Source organism: Nitrospira sp. Kam-Ns4a (assembly GCF_965152595.1).
In genome coordinates, this window is record NZ_OZ224218.1 from 866,367 (window position 1) to 883,304 (window position 16,938).

16 protein-coding genes are annotated in these 16,938 nt (G+C 68.3%); 6 read left to right on the forward strand and 10 right to left on the reverse strand.

The window, feature by feature from the left end:
- Nucleotides 1-44: 44 nt before the first annotated feature.
- The 7 genes from xseB to ACWHYQ_RS04355 form a co-directional block, all read right to left on the reverse strand.
- Nucleotides 45-350, reverse strand: a complete 306-nt coding sequence (gene xseB, locus ACWHYQ_RS04325; protein WP_447974511.1) for an exodeoxyribonuclease VII small subunit — start codon at nucleotides 348-350, stop codon at nucleotides 45-47.
- Between the two features lie 49 nt (nucleotides 351-399).
- Nucleotides 400-1,752, reverse strand: a complete 1,353-nt coding sequence (xseA, locus tag ACWHYQ_RS04330) for an exodeoxyribonuclease VII large subunit (RefSeq protein ID WP_447974512.1) — start codon at nucleotides 1,750-1,752, stop codon at nucleotides 400-402.
- A 60-nt stretch (nucleotides 1,753-1,812) separates the two neighbouring features.
- Nucleotides 1,813-2,592 (reverse strand): TIGR00282 family metallophosphoesterase, encoded by a 780-nt coding sequence (locus tag ACWHYQ_RS04335; protein WP_447974513.1) that lies wholly within the window; start codon nucleotides 2,590-2,592, stop codon nucleotides 1,813-1,815.
- A 3-nt stretch (nucleotides 2,593-2,595) separates the two neighbouring features.
- Nucleotides 2,596-4,173, reverse strand: a complete 1,578-nt coding sequence (gene rny / locus ACWHYQ_RS04340; protein ID WP_447974514.1) for a ribonuclease Y — start codon at nucleotides 4,171-4,173, stop codon at nucleotides 2,596-2,598.
- A gap of 557 nt (nucleotides 4,174-4,730) precedes the next feature.
- The gene (locus tag ACWHYQ_RS04345) at nucleotides 4,731-5,027 is read right to left on the reverse strand and encodes a cell division protein ZapA (protein ID WP_447974515.1); all 297 of its coding nucleotides are present in this window, start codon (nucleotides 5,025-5,027) and stop codon (nucleotides 4,731-4,733) included.
- A complete protein-coding gene (gene zapB / locus ACWHYQ_RS04350; protein ID WP_447974516.1) occupies nucleotides 5,020-5,274 on the reverse strand; it encodes a cell division protein ZapB in 255 nt (84 codons plus the stop codon). The genes ACWHYQ_RS04345 and zapB overlap by 8 nt, the downstream gene beginning before the upstream one ends.
- Before the next feature lie 72 nt (nucleotides 5,275-5,346).
- The gene (locus tag ACWHYQ_RS04355; RefSeq protein ID WP_447975521.1) at nucleotides 5,347-7,524 is read right to left on the reverse strand and encodes a lytic transglycosylase domain-containing protein; all 2,178 of its coding nucleotides are present in this window, start codon (nucleotides 7,522-7,524) and stop codon (nucleotides 5,347-5,349) included.
- A 149-nt stretch (nucleotides 7,525-7,673) separates the two neighbouring features.
- Between ACWHYQ_RS04355 and rlmN the strand changes: the two genes are divergently transcribed.
- From rlmN to larE, 4 genes are all read left to right on the forward strand, one after another.
- A complete protein-coding gene (gene rlmN / locus ACWHYQ_RS04360; protein WP_447974517.1) occupies nucleotides 7,674-8,777 on the forward strand; it encodes a 23S rRNA (adenine(2503)-C(2))-methyltransferase RlmN in 1,104 nt (367 codons plus the stop codon).
- Nucleotides 8,778-8,925: 148 nt separating this feature from the next.
- A complete protein-coding gene (locus ACWHYQ_RS04365) occupies nucleotides 8,926-10,302 on the forward strand; it encodes a M16 family metallopeptidase (protein WP_447974518.1) in 1,377 nt (458 codons plus the stop codon).
- Entirely contained in the window at nucleotides 10,299-11,651 is a 1,353-nt protein-coding gene (locus tag ACWHYQ_RS04370) for a M16 family metallopeptidase (protein ID WP_447974519.1), read from the forward strand. Before ACWHYQ_RS04365 ends, ACWHYQ_RS04370 begins: the two co-directional genes overlap by 4 nt.
- A gap of 98 nt (nucleotides 11,652-11,749) precedes the next feature.
- Nucleotides 11,750-12,544: an ATP-dependent sacrificial sulfur transferase LarE gene (gene larE, locus ACWHYQ_RS04375; protein ID WP_447974520.1), complete on the forward strand. Its 795-nt coding sequence runs from the start codon at nucleotides 11,750-11,752 to the stop codon at nucleotides 12,542-12,544.
- A 26-nt stretch (nucleotides 12,545-12,570) separates the two neighbouring features.
- On the opposite strand, the gene atpF is transcribed toward larE, so the two are convergent.
- From atpF to ACWHYQ_RS04390, 3 genes are read right to left on the reverse strand one after another with little or no spacing between them, the layout of a single operon-like run.
- Nucleotides 12,571-13,095, reverse strand: coding sequence for a F0F1 ATP synthase subunit B (gene atpF, locus ACWHYQ_RS04380; RefSeq protein ID WP_447974521.1), 525 nt, complete (start codon nucleotides 13,093-13,095; stop codon nucleotides 12,571-12,573).
- Nucleotides 13,096-13,102: 7 nt separating this feature from the next.
- Complete coding sequence (locus tag ACWHYQ_RS04385; protein WP_447974522.1) at nucleotides 13,103-13,852, reverse strand: F0F1 ATP synthase subunit A; 750 nt, start codon at nucleotides 13,850-13,852, stop codon at nucleotides 13,103-13,105.
- 21 nt (nucleotides 13,853-13,873) lie between these two features.
- Nucleotides 13,874-14,095: an AtpZ/AtpI family protein gene (locus ACWHYQ_RS04390; RefSeq protein WP_447974523.1), complete on the reverse strand. Its 222-nt coding sequence runs from the start codon at nucleotides 14,093-14,095 to the stop codon at nucleotides 13,874-13,876.
- 392 nt (nucleotides 14,096-14,487) lie between these two features.
- Between ACWHYQ_RS04390 and pabB the strand changes: the two genes are divergently transcribed.
- A complete protein-coding gene (pabB, locus tag ACWHYQ_RS04395; RefSeq protein ID WP_447974524.1) occupies nucleotides 14,488-15,960 on the forward strand; it encodes an aminodeoxychorismate synthase, component I in 1,473 nt (490 codons plus the stop codon).
- 76 nt (nucleotides 15,961-16,036) lie between these two features.
- Nucleotides 16,037-16,909, forward strand: a complete 873-nt coding sequence (locus tag ACWHYQ_RS04400; RefSeq protein WP_447974525.1) for an aminotransferase class IV — start codon at nucleotides 16,037-16,039, stop codon at nucleotides 16,907-16,909.
- Nucleotides 16,910-16,938: the final 29 nt, after the last annotated feature.

A 16,938-nucleotide genomic window follows, 5' to 3' on the forward strand; every position in this document is an offset into this window, starting at 1 on the left:
GAGAAGACACCGGCGAGGCCGCCGACGCCGGGCGCGGAGGCGGGCTAGTCCGACTCCGGCGACTCCTCCGCCGCCGCGTCGTCGAGGCTGTAGGCGCGGAGCCGCCGTTTCCCGTCCTTGTCCTGAACCAGGATCTCCACCTTGCGTTCGGCGTCGTCCAGCATCTTGAGGCAGGTCTTGGACAGCTTGATCCCCTCTTCGAAGATCTTGAGCGATTCATCGAGCGGAAGGTCTCCCCGTTCCAGCTCCGACACGATCGTCTCAAGCCGGGCCATCGCCTCTTCAAACTTCAACGCCGCCACGGGACCTCCGTCTTCCTCGATCCGCTCTGTCCTGACCGCACCGTGCACAGGAGCCCTCGCCGCGTATTATAGCGCGGCGACGAACGTCATGGTCAAGCTAGTCGGCGTTGGGCCATCCCTCACGGACGTCGCAGAGGAGCCGTCCCTTCGCCAGCCTGACGCGGACCGCGTCGCCGATCGTGACCTCGCGCGCATCCCGAACGATGCGGTCGTCGCGCGCCCGCTGGACCAAGCTGTAGCCGCGGCTGAGCACGGCGAGCGGGCTCAGGCTGTCCAGCCTGGAGACGAGCGCACGGATCGCCTGCCGCTTCAACGTCAGCGTTGCCAGCGCGGCCTGCTCCGCCCGCTTGCAGAGCTGTGGGAGCACGCTCAACGCCCGCCGGACGCGCGCCAGGGGACTGTGGACATGGAGCGCGTGCCGGGCGCTCACCAATCTCGTGCGCGCCGCCTGCAGCGCCTCGCCGACCGACCCGGCCAGCCGGCCGATGGCGTCGTCCAGTCGTTGCGCCTCGCGCTCAACCCGGACCCGGAGCGCCCCTTCCAGCTCCTCGGCAGCCGGTACTTGATGGCGGACGAGCGCCAGCCGGTTCCGCGTTGCTCGAGCCTGCCGCTCCACCAGATCACGGACTTGGCGGACCAGATCTTCCAGAACCGGGGCGACGGCCTCGGCCGCCGCGGAGGGCGTGGGCGCGCGGTAATCGGCCGCAAAGTCGGCCAGCGTGACGTCGATCTCGTGGCCCACAGCCGAGACGACCGGGACCGGCGAGGTCGCGATGGCCCGGACGACGACCTCCTCGTTGAAGCACCACAGGTCTTCGAGCGACCCGCCGCCACGGCCCACGATCATCACATCCACCGCACCCGACTCGCCAAGCGCCCGGATCGCCTCGGCGATCTGCGGCGCGGCGCCGTCACCTTGCACGGGCACCGGGCAGATCAGCACGCTCAGGATCGGGCAGCGACGCCCCAGGACCGTCAACATGTCGCGGATCGCCGCGCCCGAGAGCGACGTCACGATGCCGACTCGGCGCGGGAGGAACGGGAGCGGGCGCTTTCGGGCCGGATCGAAGAGCCCCTCCCGTGCCAGCTTCTCCTTGAGCTGCTCGAAGGCGAGCTGGAGCGCCCCAACCCCCTTCGGCTCCAGATACTCAATGATGAGCTGGTATTCCCCCCGCGCCTCGTACAAACCCAGCCGCCCGCGCGCGATCACCTGGAGTCCCTCCTTGAGCGCGAACCGGAGGCGCTGCGCGCCGGAGCGGAACAGCACCGCGCGAATCTGAGCGAAGGGGTCCTTCAGCGTGAAATAGAGGTGGCCGGAGGCGGGGGCGCGCAGGTTGGACAGCTCGCCCTCGATCCAGACGTCTGGGAACGCCGTCGCGAGGTGCTCCCGGACCAGCGCCGTGAGCTCGCTGACGGTGAGGACGCGTCTGGAAGGGATGCCCTCGGGCATGCCGGGTGTTGACCGCTGGTCAGTCTGCCGTCCTGGCCGACGACGGCCAGGCGCCGCCGGTCATTCAGGAATCCGCAGGCGCTGGATGCGCACCGCCTTCCCCAGCGCCCCGTCCAGCTCCACCAGCACGGCGCATAACAGCGCCGGCCCGGACGCGACCTCGAACCGCCGGGGCATCTGGGTCAGGAACTTCTCGATCGCGAGCTCTTTCTTGATGCCGATCACAGAATGGATCGGCCCGGTCATGCCGATGTCGGTGAGATAGGCCGTGCCCTTGGGCAGGATCTGCTCGTCGGCGGTCTGGACGTGGGTGTGCGTGCCGACCACGGCCGAGACCTCCCCGTCCAAGAAGTAGCCCATGGCCATCTTCTCCGACGTGGTCTCCGCGTGCATGTCCACGATGATGGCCCGGGTCTCCTCCTTGAGCCTCGCCACCTCGCGGCGCGCCACCTGGAACGGGCAGTCCAGCGTCGGCATGTAGGCCCGCCCCATGAGCTGAAGGACACCCAGCCGCTCGCCGCCCGGCGTCTCCACGACGATGCTGCCATTGCCGGGCACGCCCTCGGGGTAGTTCGCGGGACGGAGCAGGCGGGGCTCCTGCTTGAAGAAGGCCAGGATCTCCTTCTTATCCCAGGCGTGGTTGCCGGTCGTGATCACGGCAAGGCCCATGTCGAACAGCTCGTGCGCCAGCTCCGGCGTGATCCCGAAGCCACCCGCGACGTTCTCGCCGTTACCAATCACGAGGTCCACCGCGTGCTGGCCGACGACCTTGTGCAGCGTCCGGCTGATCGCCCGGCGCCCCGGCTCGCCCATGATGTCGCCGATGAACAGGACTTTCATGGTTTACTTCGCCACGTCCACGAACCGGCTCTCGCGGATGACAGTCACCTTGATCTGGCCAGGATAGGTCAGCTCCTGCTCGATCTTGCGGGCGAGATCCCGCGAGAGCAGGGAGGATTCGGCGTCGCTGACCTCCTCGTGGCGCACGATGACGCGGATCTCCCGGCCCGCCTGGATCGCATAGGCTTTCTGGACGCCCTTGAAGGCCGTGGCCAGGGACTCGAGCTTCTCCAGCCGCTTGACGTAGGATTCGAGCGCTTCGCGCCGGGCCCCGGGACGGGCCGCCGACAAGGCCTCTGCCGCGGCCACCAGCACCGTCTCCGGACAGATCGGCTCCACCTGCTCGTGATGGGCGGCTATCGCGTTCACGACCTTCGGCGACTCACCATACCGCTTGGCAAGATCGGCGCCGAGCAGCGCGTGGGGCCCCTCCTCCTCCTGGCTGACCGCCTTGCCAATGTCGTGGAGCAACGCCCCGCGCTTGGCGAGCTTGACGTCGAGCCCCAACTCCGCCGCCATGATGCCGCAGATGAAGGCGGCCTCCCGCGCGTGGTAGAGGTTGTTCTGCCCGTAGCTCGTCCGGTACTTGAGCCGGCCCAGGATCTTGATCAGGTCCGGATGAAAGTCCGAGAGTCCGACCTCGTAGATGACCTTTTCGGCCTCCTCGATCATCAGCTTGTCGAGGTCCGACTTGACCTTCTCAACGATCTCCTCGATCCGCGTCGGATGGATCCGGCCGTCCTGCATGAGCCGCTCGAGCGAGACCTTGGCGATCTCCCGCCGCAGGGGATCGAATCCGGAGATGATCACCGCCTCGGGCGTCTCGTCAATGATCAGGTCAATGCCGGTCGCGGCCTCGATGGCGCGGATGTTCCGCCCCTCCCGGCCGATGATCCGGCCCTTCATCGCATCGTTGGGGATCGGCACCACCGAGATGGTGGCCTCCGAGACATAGTCCCGGGTGACGCGCTGGATGGACCGGGCGATGATCTCCCGCGCCTCCCGCTCCGCGTTCTCCCGGGCCTCGTCAATGATCCGCTTGGCGACGCCGGCCGCCTCCAAGCGCGCCTCGCTCTCGATCTCGCTCAGGAGCTGGCGCTTGGCCTCGTCCACGGTCATGCCCGCCACCCGCTCGAGCGCCTGGCGGTGCTCCCGCATGAGCTGCTCGCAGGCGGCTTCCTTGGCGGCTAGGGCTTCCTCCCGCCGATCCAGCATCTGGTCGCGTCTCTGGCACTCGGTCTCCCGCTTCTCCAGCGCGCCCGCCTTGCGGTCCAGGTTCTCTTCCTTTTGAAGCAAGCGCTTTTCCTGGGCGCCCAGCTCGAGCCGCTTCTCCTTCTGCTCCTTCTCCAGCTCAGCGCGCGCCTGGAAGAGGAGGTCCTTGGCCTCCAGCCTAGCCTCTTTGACCAGCGTGTCCGCCTCCCGCGCCGCTCCCTGAACGAGCTGGCGGGCCTGCTCCTGAGCCTGGAGTGTGGCGGCCTGGAGCGCCTTCCGGCGGAGTGCCATGTGCAAGCCGACGCCGGCCAGCGCGCCCAGAATCGCCACGACCACGTATGTCGCGATGCTCGTCAGAATGGTCTCCACCCCCCTTTCAGCCGGACTCGGTCTGATCCGAACAAGCGAGTCGGGACGGAGGGCAACCGGAAGGCGACGGACGCGGATTCGGGAATAACCCCGAACGAGGTGAAGGAAAAGACGGGACGTGCGTCTTGCGGCTGATGACCCGTTACCGAACGCCAATCCGCAGAGGACTCGGAGGCCAGCCCCCGCCCGGCACCCATTGCCGATGCAACGGGACCATCCTGCGCCCCCGTTCGCTCGCTCGAAGGCGCAGCGGGATGGGCTCGCGCTCCCACCGTGTGAGCAGCCACCCGCGACAGGGAGTCCCGACGCCCCGAGGGGCGACCGTGAGCACGACCTCCTTCAACACCCTGCAGACCGGAAAGAACCTCTTGGCGAACACCCGCATGTTTTCACGTTCAAGGAACGCTGACCAGCCTGTGGAAAACTCGACGTGTCCTGCTTCCCCCACACCGGAGCCGATTGCCTAACCGTCCCACAACACCCCACCCTGTTGGGGAGGGCACCGAGGTAGGGTACCAGATACACCGGACCATTGCAAGACGTTCTTGGGGCCTGGGCTACCGGTGGCGGGAGGCGGCAAGCTGCTGCTCGATCGAGGCCAACAGCGTCGCGGCTCGGTGCTCGATGTCCGCTTCTTCCTCCCGCAGCCGCGCTTCGGCCTGAAAGAACTGGTGGGCGATATTGATGGCGGCGAGCACCGCGAGCTTGGCGGGGGTGGAGCTTTTCATCCCCTTGGCCACCCGCTGCATCTGGTCGTTCACATAGGCCGCGAGTTTCTTGATATAGGCCGCGTCCCCCTCGCCCTTGACCGTGTAGCGTTGCCCGTAGATCTCGACCTCGACGGCCTTAGTCAAGCGCCACCTCCTTCGGCCCCTCCACACCGTCCAGGCAGTCCAGTTCGTGCAAGACCTTCTCGATGCGCACCTTGATGTCGCTGCGCTCCTCTTCCCAGCGGCGGTTCAGCTCCTCCTGCCGCAGCAAACGGTCCCGCATCGCCTGCAACTCCTTCTGCAGTTTCTCGTTCACTCGCCTGAGATCCTGGATTAGCTCGATCAACCCCCGAACGCGCTCTTCCAACGCCTCTAATTTTTCCAGCGGCATCGTTCCCCCGTCGTGACGCGCTCAGCGCTCATCGGGCTGGCTGTTGATCGCCGACGGCTCCTTATAGGAACTTCAACAGACCTTGTCAAGCGACGCGGCGCAGGAATTGCTTCCGGCCAGGCGATGATACTCGCGGTAGCTCCGCAGCACGCGCTTGACGTACTGCCTGGTCTCTTGGAAGGGGATCAGCTCGACGAATTCGTCCGGGTCCCGGGTCCCGTACTTGGCGATCCAGGCAGACACAGCGGCAGGGCCCGCATTGTACGCGGCGACCGCGTGCACCACGTTACCCGAGAATTGGCGCAGGAGCCCGCCCAGGTAGGCGACACCGAGCCGAATGTTCGTTTCCTCGTCGAACAGATCCTCGCGCAGCACGTCGGCGCCCCCGAGCTGCTTGGCGACCGTCTGCGCGGTCTGCAGCATGAGCTGCATGAGTCCGAGCGCGCCGACGCGCGAGACCGCCTGCGTGTCGTACTGGCTCTCTTCGCGGATCAGCGCGGCGACCAGGAACGGATCCACCGACCCGCCGGCGTGCGCCCGGATCGTCGCCAGGTGCCCGGTGGGGTACGCGACGTGCCACAGGCCAGGGGGCACGCCGTCCCCGCCCTTCTCCAGGTGGTCGCGGAAGTGCAGGCGCGCGATCCGGAGCGCCTGGCCGTACGCGCCGGCCTCGCTGAGCCGCTGGGTGAGGGCAAGGAGCAGCCGGCGATTGCCCGCAAACCGCTCGAGGACCGCCCCGACCTCCCGGGCCGCTTCGGCCTCCAGCCCCAGGAGCTTCAGCTCCACCGCCCGCCGGTAGTGGGCATCCCCTACAATGGCCTCGTCGCCGCCGGCGACCGACTGGGCCGCCGGCCCCTCGGCCGCCACCGCCACGCCCACCTCGGTGCGAATCCGAGCGAGCTGGCAATAATAGGTGAAGGGGTACTGGCGGCATACCTGCCGGTAGCGGTCTGCGGCGCCCTTGTCGCCGAGCCGTTCCAGCGAGCGAGCCGTCCAATAAAGGGCCTGGGCGGGCGGCACCGTCTCGTCCTTTCCGGCAAGCACCTTCTCGAAGGTCTCCGCAGCCTGCCGGTACTGGCCGGTCCTGTAACGAATCCAGCCGATCCGCCAGAAGGCTTCCGCCCGCTGGCCGCCGCCGAGCCGGGCGGCATCCTGGTACGCGGCCAAGGCCAGCTCATCCTGCCCCTGGTCCTCGTGCCAGGTGCCGACGATCATGAGCACGGAGGCCCGCTGCTCGGCCGTGAGCACCCACTTGGAGAGGGCCTGGCGGAGGGCCAGCAGACGCTCGCCATCGCCCAACCGGAGGTGAGCCCGCGCCAGCCAGACGACCGCCTCTCCTTGCGACGGGCCGGGTTCCGCGGCGAGCGCCTGAAAGACCGGGCGCGCCTGCTCGTAGCGCCGCAACCGGGCCAGCGACGTGCCGAGCCGCAACAACGCGGCCTCCCGCTGCGGATGCGCCGGGGCGGCCGCTAGAAACTTCTGCAGCTCGTCGACCGCCTCGGCGTGGAGCGCCAAGTTGGCGAAGGAAAGCGCTCGCTCGAAGAGATCCTCGGGCGTCGGCGTCCAGTCGCCGTTCCCCACACTGCGCCGGAGGCGCGCTTCCGCTTCGCGCGCTTCGGGCGTCTGGGGATAGCGGACCCAGAGCTGCCGGAGGGCGGCGAGACTGTCTGCGGGCCGGCTCTCCTTGGCCTGGCAATCCGCCAGCAGCAGGAGCGAGGGCGCCGCGGTCGGCTCTTGGGGGCCCAGCGCGACCGCCTTCGTCAGCCAGGCGCTCGCCCGGCCGCACTGGTCGAGCCGGGCCCAGGCCTGTCCCAGCCGGGCTGCCACGCGGGTCTGCAACAGGGTATCCGGCGCCGCTTCGGGGACGGACTCCAGCCAGGCAACGGCGTGGGCCGGCTCGCCCTCGTTCAGGAGCGCCTCCCCCATCCACAGGCGAACGTAATCGTCCAGCATGGGGAAGTCCCGCTGCGCCGCCCGGAGAAAGCGCACCGCCTCCGCTGGTTCCTGCTGGAGCAGGAGCACGCCCCGCAGGAGGCCCGCGCGCCGCGCCCAGACGGTGCCGGGATGTCGCTCCTGCACCAGGCGCAGCCGCTCGACCTGGGCCTGGAGCTGATCCCCGCGCAGCCGCGCCGCGGGTCGCGCTGCCAGCACCGCGCGGTAGCAGGACTCCGCGGTCTCGCAGGCAAGCTCGGGAAGAGTGCCGGAGGGAGCCGAAGACACGGACGACAGCGGGACGGCGACAAGCAGCATCACGGCCGTCGCCGTGCGCCGGCAGAGAGTCCCCGTGAGGAGCGGTACCTGGCGCCCAGATAGCAGCACCAAGCCGGATTATACCAGAGCGATCCAGAGACGGTCCACGCGCCTTGTTCCGCTCGTTCGGCCTGTGCTAGGCTCGCCGCATGGCCGTACGCTCTGCTGCGCCCAGCGCTGCCTCGCACACGAACCTGCTCAGCCTGGACCTGGCATCAGCCGAGCGCCTCGTGAAGGAGTTGGGCTGGCCCCGGTACCGGGCCAAACAGATCCTTCGCTGGCTGTACCGGAAGCGGGTCCGGGACATCGGGCACATGACCGACCTCTCCCAGACCGAGCGGGCCTGTCTGGCTGCGATCGCCTGGATCGGCCGATTCGCGGAGGCCCGCGTGCTCGCGTCCGCGGACGGGACGCGGAAGTTCCTTTTCCCGCTGGAGGACGGCCTCCAGGTTGAGAGCGTGCTGATCCCCGACGAGGACCGGCTCACTCTCTGCCTCTCCACCCAGGTCGGCTGCGCGCTGGACTGCCGCTTCTGCCTGACCGGGACCATGGGCCTGAAACGCAACCTCAAGGCACACGAGATCGTGGACCAGGTCCTGAGCGTCCAGGACCGCCTGGAGCCCGGGGAGCGGCTGACGAACCTCGTCCTCATGGGGATGGGCGAGCCGCTCGCCAACCTGGCGGAGGTCTCCGAGGCCATCGCGCGCCTGACCAACGACGACTGGGGGGTCGGCCTGCCGCCACGCCGGATCACCCTCTCCACCGCCGGCCTCGCCTCGCGCCTCCAGGACGTAGCGGCGCTCGGCGTCAACCTGGCCGTGTCGCTCAACGCGACGACCGAGGTCCAGCGGAACCGGCTCATGCCGGCCGTGAACAAGCGCTACCCCCTGCGGGCACTACTCGACGCCTGCCGCGCCCTGTACCCGTTGCATTGGGAAGGCCACCGGAGGCCCTCCCCCCGGCAGAAGCTGACGTTCGAGTACGTCCTGCTGGCGGGCGAGAACGACAGCGAGCAGGACGCGAAGCGGCTCGTCCGGCTGGTCAGCGGCATCCGCTGCAAGGTGAACCTGATTCCCTTCAATCCCTTCCAGGGCAGCCCCTACCGCCGGCCAGACGACGCAACGGTCCTGCGCTTCCAATCCGTTCTGCGTCAGGCCGGCTTGGATGTCTTCATCCGCAAGAGCAAGGGCCGCGACATCCTGGGAGCCTGCGGGCAACTGGGCCAGCTTCCTGGATGGTCGGCTTCAACCTAGCCCTTTCCGTATCCATGTCTCCTGAAACTGTTCACCGCGCCCGCACAGGATCGCGGCCGCGGCGGGCGTATCTCGCCGTGAGGCGCCCCTTGACACCCCTTCCTGCCGATTGTTAGAAGTACAACCGCCGACCGCGGAGCGCTGAATCATGAATCCATGCCGGAACCGCCTTGTCCCCGCCGCTCTCCTGCTCGCCCTTCTTCTCCTGCTCGCCCGGCCTGGGGCCCCGCTCGCGGGCGCGGTCCACGAGTCCATCCTCGCCAACGGGATGAAAGTCCTCTTGGTCGAGGAGCCGAAGGCCCCGGTCGCTACCGTTCAGATCTGGTACAAGGTCGGCTCCCGGAACGAGGTGTCGGGGCGCGCCGGGCTGTCCCACATGCTCGAGCACATGATGTTCAAGGGCACCGCCCGGTATCCCAAAGGCGTCTTCTCGCGCACGATCCGCAAGAACGGCGGGAACGATAACGCCTTCACGAGTCAGGACTTCACCGCCTACTTCGAAAACCTGGCCGCCGACCGGGTCCAGCTCGCCCTGGAGCTGGAGGCGGACCGGCTGGGGGGGCTGCTCCTCGACGACAAGGAGTTCCAGCTCGAGCGGGAGGTGGTCAAGGAGGAGCGCCGGCTCCGCACGGAGGACGATCCCCAGGCCTTCCTGGTTGAAACGCTCTTCGCCCAGGCCTTCATGATGCATCCCTACCACTGGCCGATCATCGGCTGGTTCCCCGATTTGAACGCGATGACCCGGGAGGACCTCAAGCGCCACTACGACACCTACTACGTCCCGAACAACGCGACCCTGGTCGTCGTCGGCGACATCAAGGCGGAGGCGCTGCTGCCGACGATCAAGCGGCTCTTCGAGCCGATCCCTCAGAAGCCGGTCCCACCGCCCCCGTCGGTGGAGGAGCCGGAGCAGCGGGGCGAGCGCCGGGTGATCGTCAAGCGGGAGGCGCAGGTGCCCTTCATCATGGCCGGTTACCGCGTGCCGAACTTCCGCAGCGAGGACTCCTACCCGCTCACGGTGCTGGAGACCATTCTGGCCGGCGGCAAGAGCTCCCGGCTGTACCAGAGCCTGGTCTACGAGCAGAAGCTCGCGCTCGCCGCCGGCGCCGAGTACAGCCGGCTGCAGGCCGACCCCGAGCTGTTCTACTGCTATATCGTGCTCAAGCCCGATCAGAAGCCGGAGGAGGCCGAGCGCGCGCTCTACCGCGAGATCGAGCGGCTCCAGGAGGCCCCGCCGACCGAGCAGGAGCTGCAGCGCGCCAAGAACCAGGTGGAAGCCGCGTACATTTTCGGGCAGGACTCCAACTTCCGGCAGGCCATGTTGCTCGGGCAGGCCGAAACCGTCGGGGCGGGCTGGCGCGACATCCAACACTTCGTCGAGCGACTCCGGGGCGTGACGGCCGCGGATGTCCAGCGGGTCGCCCGCCGGTACTTCGTCGCCGACCGGCGCACGGTCGGCATCCTGATCCCGACGCCCTCGGCTCGGGAAGCCAGCCCGGGCGAAACTGCGAGGGCCGCGCGGTGAGGCGGACTCCGCACAGGCCGGCTCTCACGGTCGGCACCCTGGTCGCCCTGCTCAGCCTGCCGGTCGGCCCGGGATGGGCCCCAGCGGCGGAGCTGAAGCCAGTCCGCTTCACGACTCCCAACGGGCTGACGGTGCTGGTCCTGGAGCAACACTCGCTCCCGATCGTCCAGCTCCAGGCCCTGGTCAAGGCGGGCTCGGCGCACGATCCGGAGGGCAAGGCCGGTCTCGCGAACCTCGTCGCCGCCCTGCTCGACGAGGGCACGGCCACCCGCTCGGCCAAGCAGATCGCCGAGCAGATCGAGTTCGTCGGCGGCACGCTGGCGGTCAAGGCTGGCGAGGACTTCACCACAGCCGCGGCGCGGGTGCTGCACAAGGATGCGGAGCTGGGCTTCGAGCTGCTTGCCGACATCCTCCTGCACCCGACCTTTCCCGAGGCCGAGCTGGAGCGGGTCCGCAGCCAGATCCTGGGCGAGATCCTGAGCGAGCAGGACGACCCCGGGGCGGTCGCCTCCAAGGCTTTCAACCAGCTCGTCTTCGACGGCCATCCCTACCGGTGGCCCGCGAACGGGACCGAGCAGACCGTGCCCACGCTGACCCGCGTGGACGTGCAGGCCTTCTACGCCCGCGAGTACCTGCCCAACCAGACCATCCTGACGATCGTCGGGGACCTCACGGTCGAGCGGGCCCGCACATTGGTGGACAAGTACTTCGGCGAGTGGAAGCGGGGGGAACCGCCGGCCCGTCCCATCGCCCAGCCTGCGCCGATCGAGAAGCCGATCGTCAAGCTGATCCCCAAGGATCTCACGCAGGCGACGATCGTCGTCGGGCACCTCGGCGTCAGCCGGACCAACCCGGACTACTATCCGATCGTCGTCATGAACTACATCCTGGGCGGCGGGGGATTCTCCTCACGGCTCATGGACTCGATCCGCGACAACCAGGGACTCGCCTACGCCGTCGGCAGCCACTTCGACGCCAACCTCATGCCGGGCGCGTTCCTGGTCAGCCTCCAGACCCGGAACGAGATGGCCAACCAGGCAATCGCCGGGGTGCTCGCCGAGATCAGGGGGATGCAGGAGCGGCCCGTCACCGACGAGGAGCTGGCGGACGCCAAGGCCTATCTGGTGGGCAGCTTCCCGCTGCGGCTGGACACGACGGCGAAGCTGGCCGACGTCATGAGCCAGGTGGAATTCTACGGCTTGGGCCTGAACTACTTCACCGACTACCCCCAGTGGATCGAGCGCGTGACCAAGGCGGACGTCATGCGGGTCGCCCGGCAGTACCTGCACCCGGACCGCTACGCGCTCGTCCTGGTCGGCAACCTCGAGAAGGCCAAGGTCAAGCAATAGGAACGCGTGACGGGCGACGAGGGGCACGCGAGGCGTGTCGCGCTCCTCGTCGTCGCCTAGCACTTGATCGCTCATCACTGGTCACGGACGTTATGACGATGCCGCTCGGCAAACTGGAACGAATGCGACGCCTCATGGAGGACCTCGGCTCGGTCATCGTCGCCTATTCCGGCGGCGTAGACAGCTCGCTCGTCCTCAAAGTCGCCCACGACCAGCTCGGCGACCTGGCGGTCGGCGTGACGGCGGTCTCCCCGACATTCCCCGAGCTCGAGCTGGAGACCGCCCGCCGCGTCGCGGCCGAGGTGGGCGCGCGCCACGTCGTGATCGAGACCGACCAGTTGGCCATCCCGGACTTCGTCCGGAACGAGGCGGATCGCTGCTTCCATTGTAAGAGCGATCTGTACGAGGCGCTGGGGAAGCTCCGCGACGACTGGCGGATCAACGCGATCGTGGACGGCACCAACCTGGACGACCTCAGCGACGACCGGCCTGGCATCCAGGCAGCCCGGCAACTCGGCGTCCGCAGTCCCCTCGTGGAAGCGGAGCTGTCGAAGGAAGACATCCGGAGCCTGGCCCGGGAGCTGGGCCTCTCCAACTGGGACAAGCCAGCGGCCGCCTGCCTCTCCTCCCGCATCCCGCGCGGGGCTCCCATCACGCGCGAGCGGCTGAGCCGGGTCGAGCAGGCCGAGGCGGTCCTGGCTCAGGAGGGGTTCCGGCAGGTCCGCGTGCGGGATCACGGCGACCTCGCCCGGATCGAGCTAGCGAGCGACGAGGTGGGGCGGATGCTGGAGAAGCCCAGACGCGCGCGCATCGCCGCACGCCTGAAGGCACTGGGGTTCCGCTTCGTCACGCTCGATCTGGAAGGCTACAAGCAGGGCGGCGCGAACTGGTGAAGGGCGAGGGGTGAGAGGCCAGTGAGCTACCTGCTCACTTCTCCCCCCTTACAGGAGAAATCCGCTACCGCCTCGAGGGCTTCGTCTGCCAGGCGGCGCGCGTCGGCCTCCGACAGGCTCCGCTCGATCACCTTTTCGGCGACCAGCAGCGCGAGGTCCGCCGTCTCCCGCCGGATGTCCTGCACCGCCTTGCGCCGCTGGTGCTCGATCTCGCGCAGGGCCTCTGCCTTGATCCGCTCGGCGTCGGCCAGCAGCCGCTGCTCATTTTCCTCCTGCACGCGCTGGGCGCGCTCCTTGGCCTGGGCCAGGAGCGCCTCGGCCTCGCGCGACGCCGCGTTCAGCTTTGCCTCGTACTCCCGGAGCTTGCGCTCCGCCTCCGCGCGGTGCCGCTCGGCTTGCTCCAGACTCTCGCGGATCTTCCGCTCCCGGGTCTCCAGGGCCTCGAGAAGGGGCGGGAAGGCGAACTTGTACAGCACCCAGAGGAGGACGCCGAACGAGACGACCTCCCAGAAAATCAGCGACGAGAAGAACTCGGTCTCAAATTGCGGCATGGGTCACCTAATGCGCGTGGGCGTCGCCGTGTCCGTGCAAGGTGATCGCATCGCCGAGGTACACGCACGACAGAATCGTGAAGATGTAGGCCTGGATGAACGCGATGCCGACCTCCAGCGCGTTCATGGCGATCGTGAACGCGAAGGGCAGCCAGCCGATGAGGAGGCCACCCGTGATCACAAGCCCGAACAGCACGCCCAGGATCGTGTGCCCGGCCGTCATGTTCGCGAACAGCCGCACGGCCAGCGAGATCGGCCGCGCGAGCTGGCTGATCAGCTCGATCGGCACCATGAGCGGGAGCAGCCACCCCGGCGTGCCCGGCGGCACCAGGATGCCGAGGAACTTCACGCCGTGCAGGACGAACCCCAGCAGGATGCTGAGCGTGTACACGGCGAGCGCGAAGGCTGCTGTGACCACGATCTGGCTGGTCACCGTATAGGTGCCGGGCACGAGCCCGAGCAGGTTACAGAACAGGATGAAGACGAACAGCGTGGCGATGAGCGGAAAGAACCGCATGCCGTTCTTCCCCATCGTGTCCGTGATCATCCCGCGGATGAACTCCACGAACAGCTCGGCCAGGCTCTGGAGCTTCGTGGGCACGAGCCGGCGCGAGCCAGCGGCGACCAGGAAAAGCGTCGCCGTCAGCCCCACGACCACCCACATCATGATCACGGCCTGGTTGATGGACACGTCGAGGCCGAAGAGCGAGAGGTGCACGATCTGGTGCAGCTCAAAGGGATGGAGCGGGTTGTCCAAGGACTGTCCTCTCTGTCGGGCTTATGACTGAGACCACCGCTGGGCGGCGCGGTACACGTTCCGAATCCCCGCGATCGTGCCGAGGACCAACCCCGCGACCAGGCCCCAGGGCCCCGAAGCGAACAGGTAGGTGTCGAGCAGCCAGCCCAGGCCGCCCCCGACGATCAGCGCGGCGAGCAATTCGGTGCCCAGCCGAACGGCCTGCCCCAGGCCCGCGTAGAACGGATCCGTCGAGGGCGGCATGGTCTCCGACGTGGCGCCGCGCGGGCCGACGCCCCGCGGCCGATCAAGACGCCGCATTCAAGCAAACTCAAGGGGAAAAAGTCAAGCCGATGCCCGCCCCGGACGCGCCGGCCGGCGCCGCGGGGCAGGCGTGACGATCAACGGCACAAGGTACAGCGTCCCGAACGTCATGGGCTCGGCCTCCAGCGGTGGTCCTCGAGCGGGAGCAGACAGCCATGAGCCACCACGATAGCCGATCCCGGGTCACCACTTGCCACTCCGGCATTCGGAATCCATCCTCGGGGACGCCGCGCCGAGCGAAGGAGACGAGCGACCTCCCAATCGGCCAGGCGGTTGTGTTACAAGTCTCTCCATGATCGGAACGGGATCCGCACAGGTTGAGGGGTGACCCCATGATCCGTCCCTCGCGGGCCCGGTTTCTCCTGGAGGCGCAGCCCGAGCCGCTCATGGCGACCGTGCCGCTCCCGGGCGCGGACCCCTTTGAGCTGGCCCGCCGACTCGCCCAGCCGGACCGCCCCTTCTTCCTCCTGGAGAGCGGGAACGGCGGCCCTGTCACCGCCCGCTACTCCGTGCTGGGCGGCGACCCCTACCTCCTGCTCGTCGGCAAGGGCGACGCGTACGAGCTGTGCTCAGACGAGGGCACGGTCCGGATGCAGGGCGATCCCTTCGAGGCGCTCGCCGCGCGGCTTCGCGCGTCGCGGAGGCCCCGGCCGGAGGGCTTCCCGCCCTTTTTCGGCGGGGCTGTCGGATTCTTGAGCTACGACCTCGGGCGCCGCTTCGAGCGGCTGCCGGCGCTGGCCGTCGACGACCTCGGGCTGCCCGACCTCGCCTTCGCCTTCGTGGACCTGGTCGCCGTGGCGGACCATCTGACCGGCGAGCTGTACCTGATCTTCGCGCCCCCGCTCGATCGCCTGCTGGGGGAGTCTCGGGACAAGCTCTACCGGGAGGGGTGCGACCGGCTCGCCGCGCTTGAAGCCCGGCTGTCAGCGCCCGCCGCCCCGCTCGTTCCCCTGCCAGCCGAGCCGCTCGCGCTCCATGCGGATCAGCCCAGGTCCGCCTACATGGAGGGGGTCGAGCGGGTGAAGGAGTTCATCCGGGCCGGCGACATCTACCAGGCGAACCTGTCCCAACGGTTTACGATCGAGCTGCCCGCCGGCACCAAGCCCGGCGCGCTCGCGGCAACCCTGTACGGGCGGCTGCGGCGGGTGAACCCTTCGCCCTTCGCCGCGCTGCTGGCCCTGGACGAGGTCTGTCTCGTCAGCTCCTCGCCCGAGCGGCTCGTCCGCCTCCAGGGGCGCCGCGCGGACACCCGCCCGATCGCCGGCACCCGCCCCCGCGGCCGATCCCTGCCGGAGGACCGCCGGCTGGCCAAGGAATTGTTGACCAACGACAAGGAACGGGCGGAGCATTTGATGCTCGTGGACTTGGAGCGCAACGACCTCGGGCGCGTCTGCCGCTACGGCTCGGTGCGGGTGGATGAGCTGATGGTCGTCGAGCGCTACTCCCACGTCAGCCACATCGTCTCCAACGTGACGGGCGAGTTGTGGGAGGGGCTGGATGGCTTCGACCTGATCCGGGCGATGTTCCCGGGTGGCACGATCACAGGCGTGCCGAAGATCCGCTGCATGGAGATCCTGGAGGCCCTGGAGCCAGTCCGCCGCGGCCCCTACACCGGCTCGCTCGGGTACCTGAGCTGGAGCGGGGACCTGGACTTCAACATCCTCATCCGGACGCTGGTCCTCGCGGGAGGCCGCGGCTACGTCCAGGTCGGCGCCGGGATCGTGGCCGACTCCGACCCTGCCCGGGAATACGACGAGACGCTCTACAAAGCTCAGGCGCTCTTCAGGGCACTAGGCCCGTTGTAACCTCGTGAAGCGTCTCTCGTTGCTCGTCTCTCGCAAACGAGGACGAACAACGAGTCGCGAACGGCGCGAAAAGTCAATGTGGATTTTCTTCAACGACCGGTTCGTTCCGCGCGAGCAGGCGCGGGTCTCCGTCTTCGACCATGGGTTCCTCTACGGGGACGGCGTGTACGAGACGCTCCGCGCCTACGACGGCCGGATCTTCATGCTGCCGAAGCACCTGGCGCGCCTGGCGCGGTCAGCCCGCGCGATCGGCCTGGAGCTGCCGATCCCGGAGAAGGACTGGGGGCCGCTGCTCGGCGAGGCGCTGAGGCGCAACGGACTTGCGGACGCATACCTGCGGATCACGGTTTCCCGGGGCGAAGGCGAGATCGGGCTGGACCCGGCGCTCTGCCCGCGCCCCACTGTGGTAATCATCGCCAAGCCGCTGCCCGTGTACCCGCCGGCATGGTTCGAGCAGGGTGTCCGGCTCGCGATCGTCCCGGTGCGCCGCAACCTCGCGGCGGCGCTCCCGCCGCAGATCAAGTCGCTCAATTGCCTGAACAACATCCTGGCCAAGCGGCAGGCGGTCCGCGCGGGAGCCTTCGACGGGCTCATGCTGAACGCGGACGGGTACCTCGCGGAATGCACGGCCAGCAACCTCTTTTTCATCCTGGCGGAGCGGCTCTGCACACCAGCCCTGGACTGCGGGATCCTCGACGGGATCACCCGTGAGGTAGTCCTGCTGCTGGCGCGGGAGGCCGGCCTGCCGGTCGAGGAGGGCCGTTACCGGCCCGAGGACCTGCGGCAGGCCGAGGAGTGCTTCCTCACGAATACCACGATGGAGCTGATGCCGGTGACCGAGGTGGACGGCGCGCCGGTCGGCTCCGGCCGGCCCGGCTCGCTGACGCTCCGCCTTCGGAGCCTCTTTCGCGCGGGCGTCCCGCGCTTTCTCTTCGATCCGCGCGGGTGATCGCGCGCGAAACCCCGAAAGCTTTGACA

What these genes read in the sequence shown, in the direction of transcription:
- larE (WP_447974520.1), top strand. Translation starts at nt 11,750, where the DNA reads ATGCCGCTCGGCAAACTGGAACGAATGCGACGCCTCATGGAGGACCTC.
- ACWHYQ_RS04355 (WP_447975521.1), bottom strand. Translation starts at nt 7,524, where the DNA reads ATGCTGCTTGTCGCCGTCCCGCTGTCGTCCGTGTCTTCGGCTCCCTCC.
- ACWHYQ_RS04400 (WP_447974525.1), top strand. Translation starts at nt 16,037, where the DNA reads ATGTGGATTTTCTTCAACGACCGGTTCGTTCCGCGCGAGCAGGCGCGG.
- zapB (WP_447974516.1), bottom strand. Translation starts at nt 5,274, where the DNA reads ATGCCGCTGGAAAAATTAGAGGCGTTGGAAGAGCGCGTTCGGGGGTTG.
- xseA (WP_447974512.1), bottom strand. Translation starts at nt 1,752, where the DNA reads ATGCCCGAGGGCATCCCTTCCAGACGCGTCCTCACCGTCAGCGAGCTC.
- atpF (WP_447974521.1), bottom strand. Translation starts at nt 13,095, where the DNA reads ATGCCGCAATTTGAGACCGAGTTCTTCTCGTCGCTGATTTTCTGGGAG.
- ACWHYQ_RS04390 (WP_447974523.1), bottom strand. Translation starts at nt 14,095, where the DNA reads ATGCCGCCCTCGACGGATCCGTTCTACGCGGGCCTGGGGCAGGCCGTT.
- ACWHYQ_RS04365 (WP_447974518.1), top strand. Translation starts at nt 8,926, where the DNA reads ATGAATCCATGCCGGAACCGCCTTGTCCCCGCCGCTCTCCTGCTCGCC.
- pabB (WP_447974524.1), top strand. Translation starts at nt 14,488, where the DNA reads ATGATCCGTCCCTCGCGGGCCCGGTTTCTCCTGGAGGCGCAGCCCGAG.
- ACWHYQ_RS04335 (WP_447974513.1), bottom strand. Translation starts at nt 2,592, where the DNA reads ATGAAAGTCCTGTTCATCGGCGACATCATGGGCGAGCCGGGGCGCCGG.
- rlmN (WP_447974517.1), top strand. Translation starts at nt 7,674, where the DNA reads ATGGCCGTACGCTCTGCTGCGCCCAGCGCTGCCTCGCACACGAACCTG.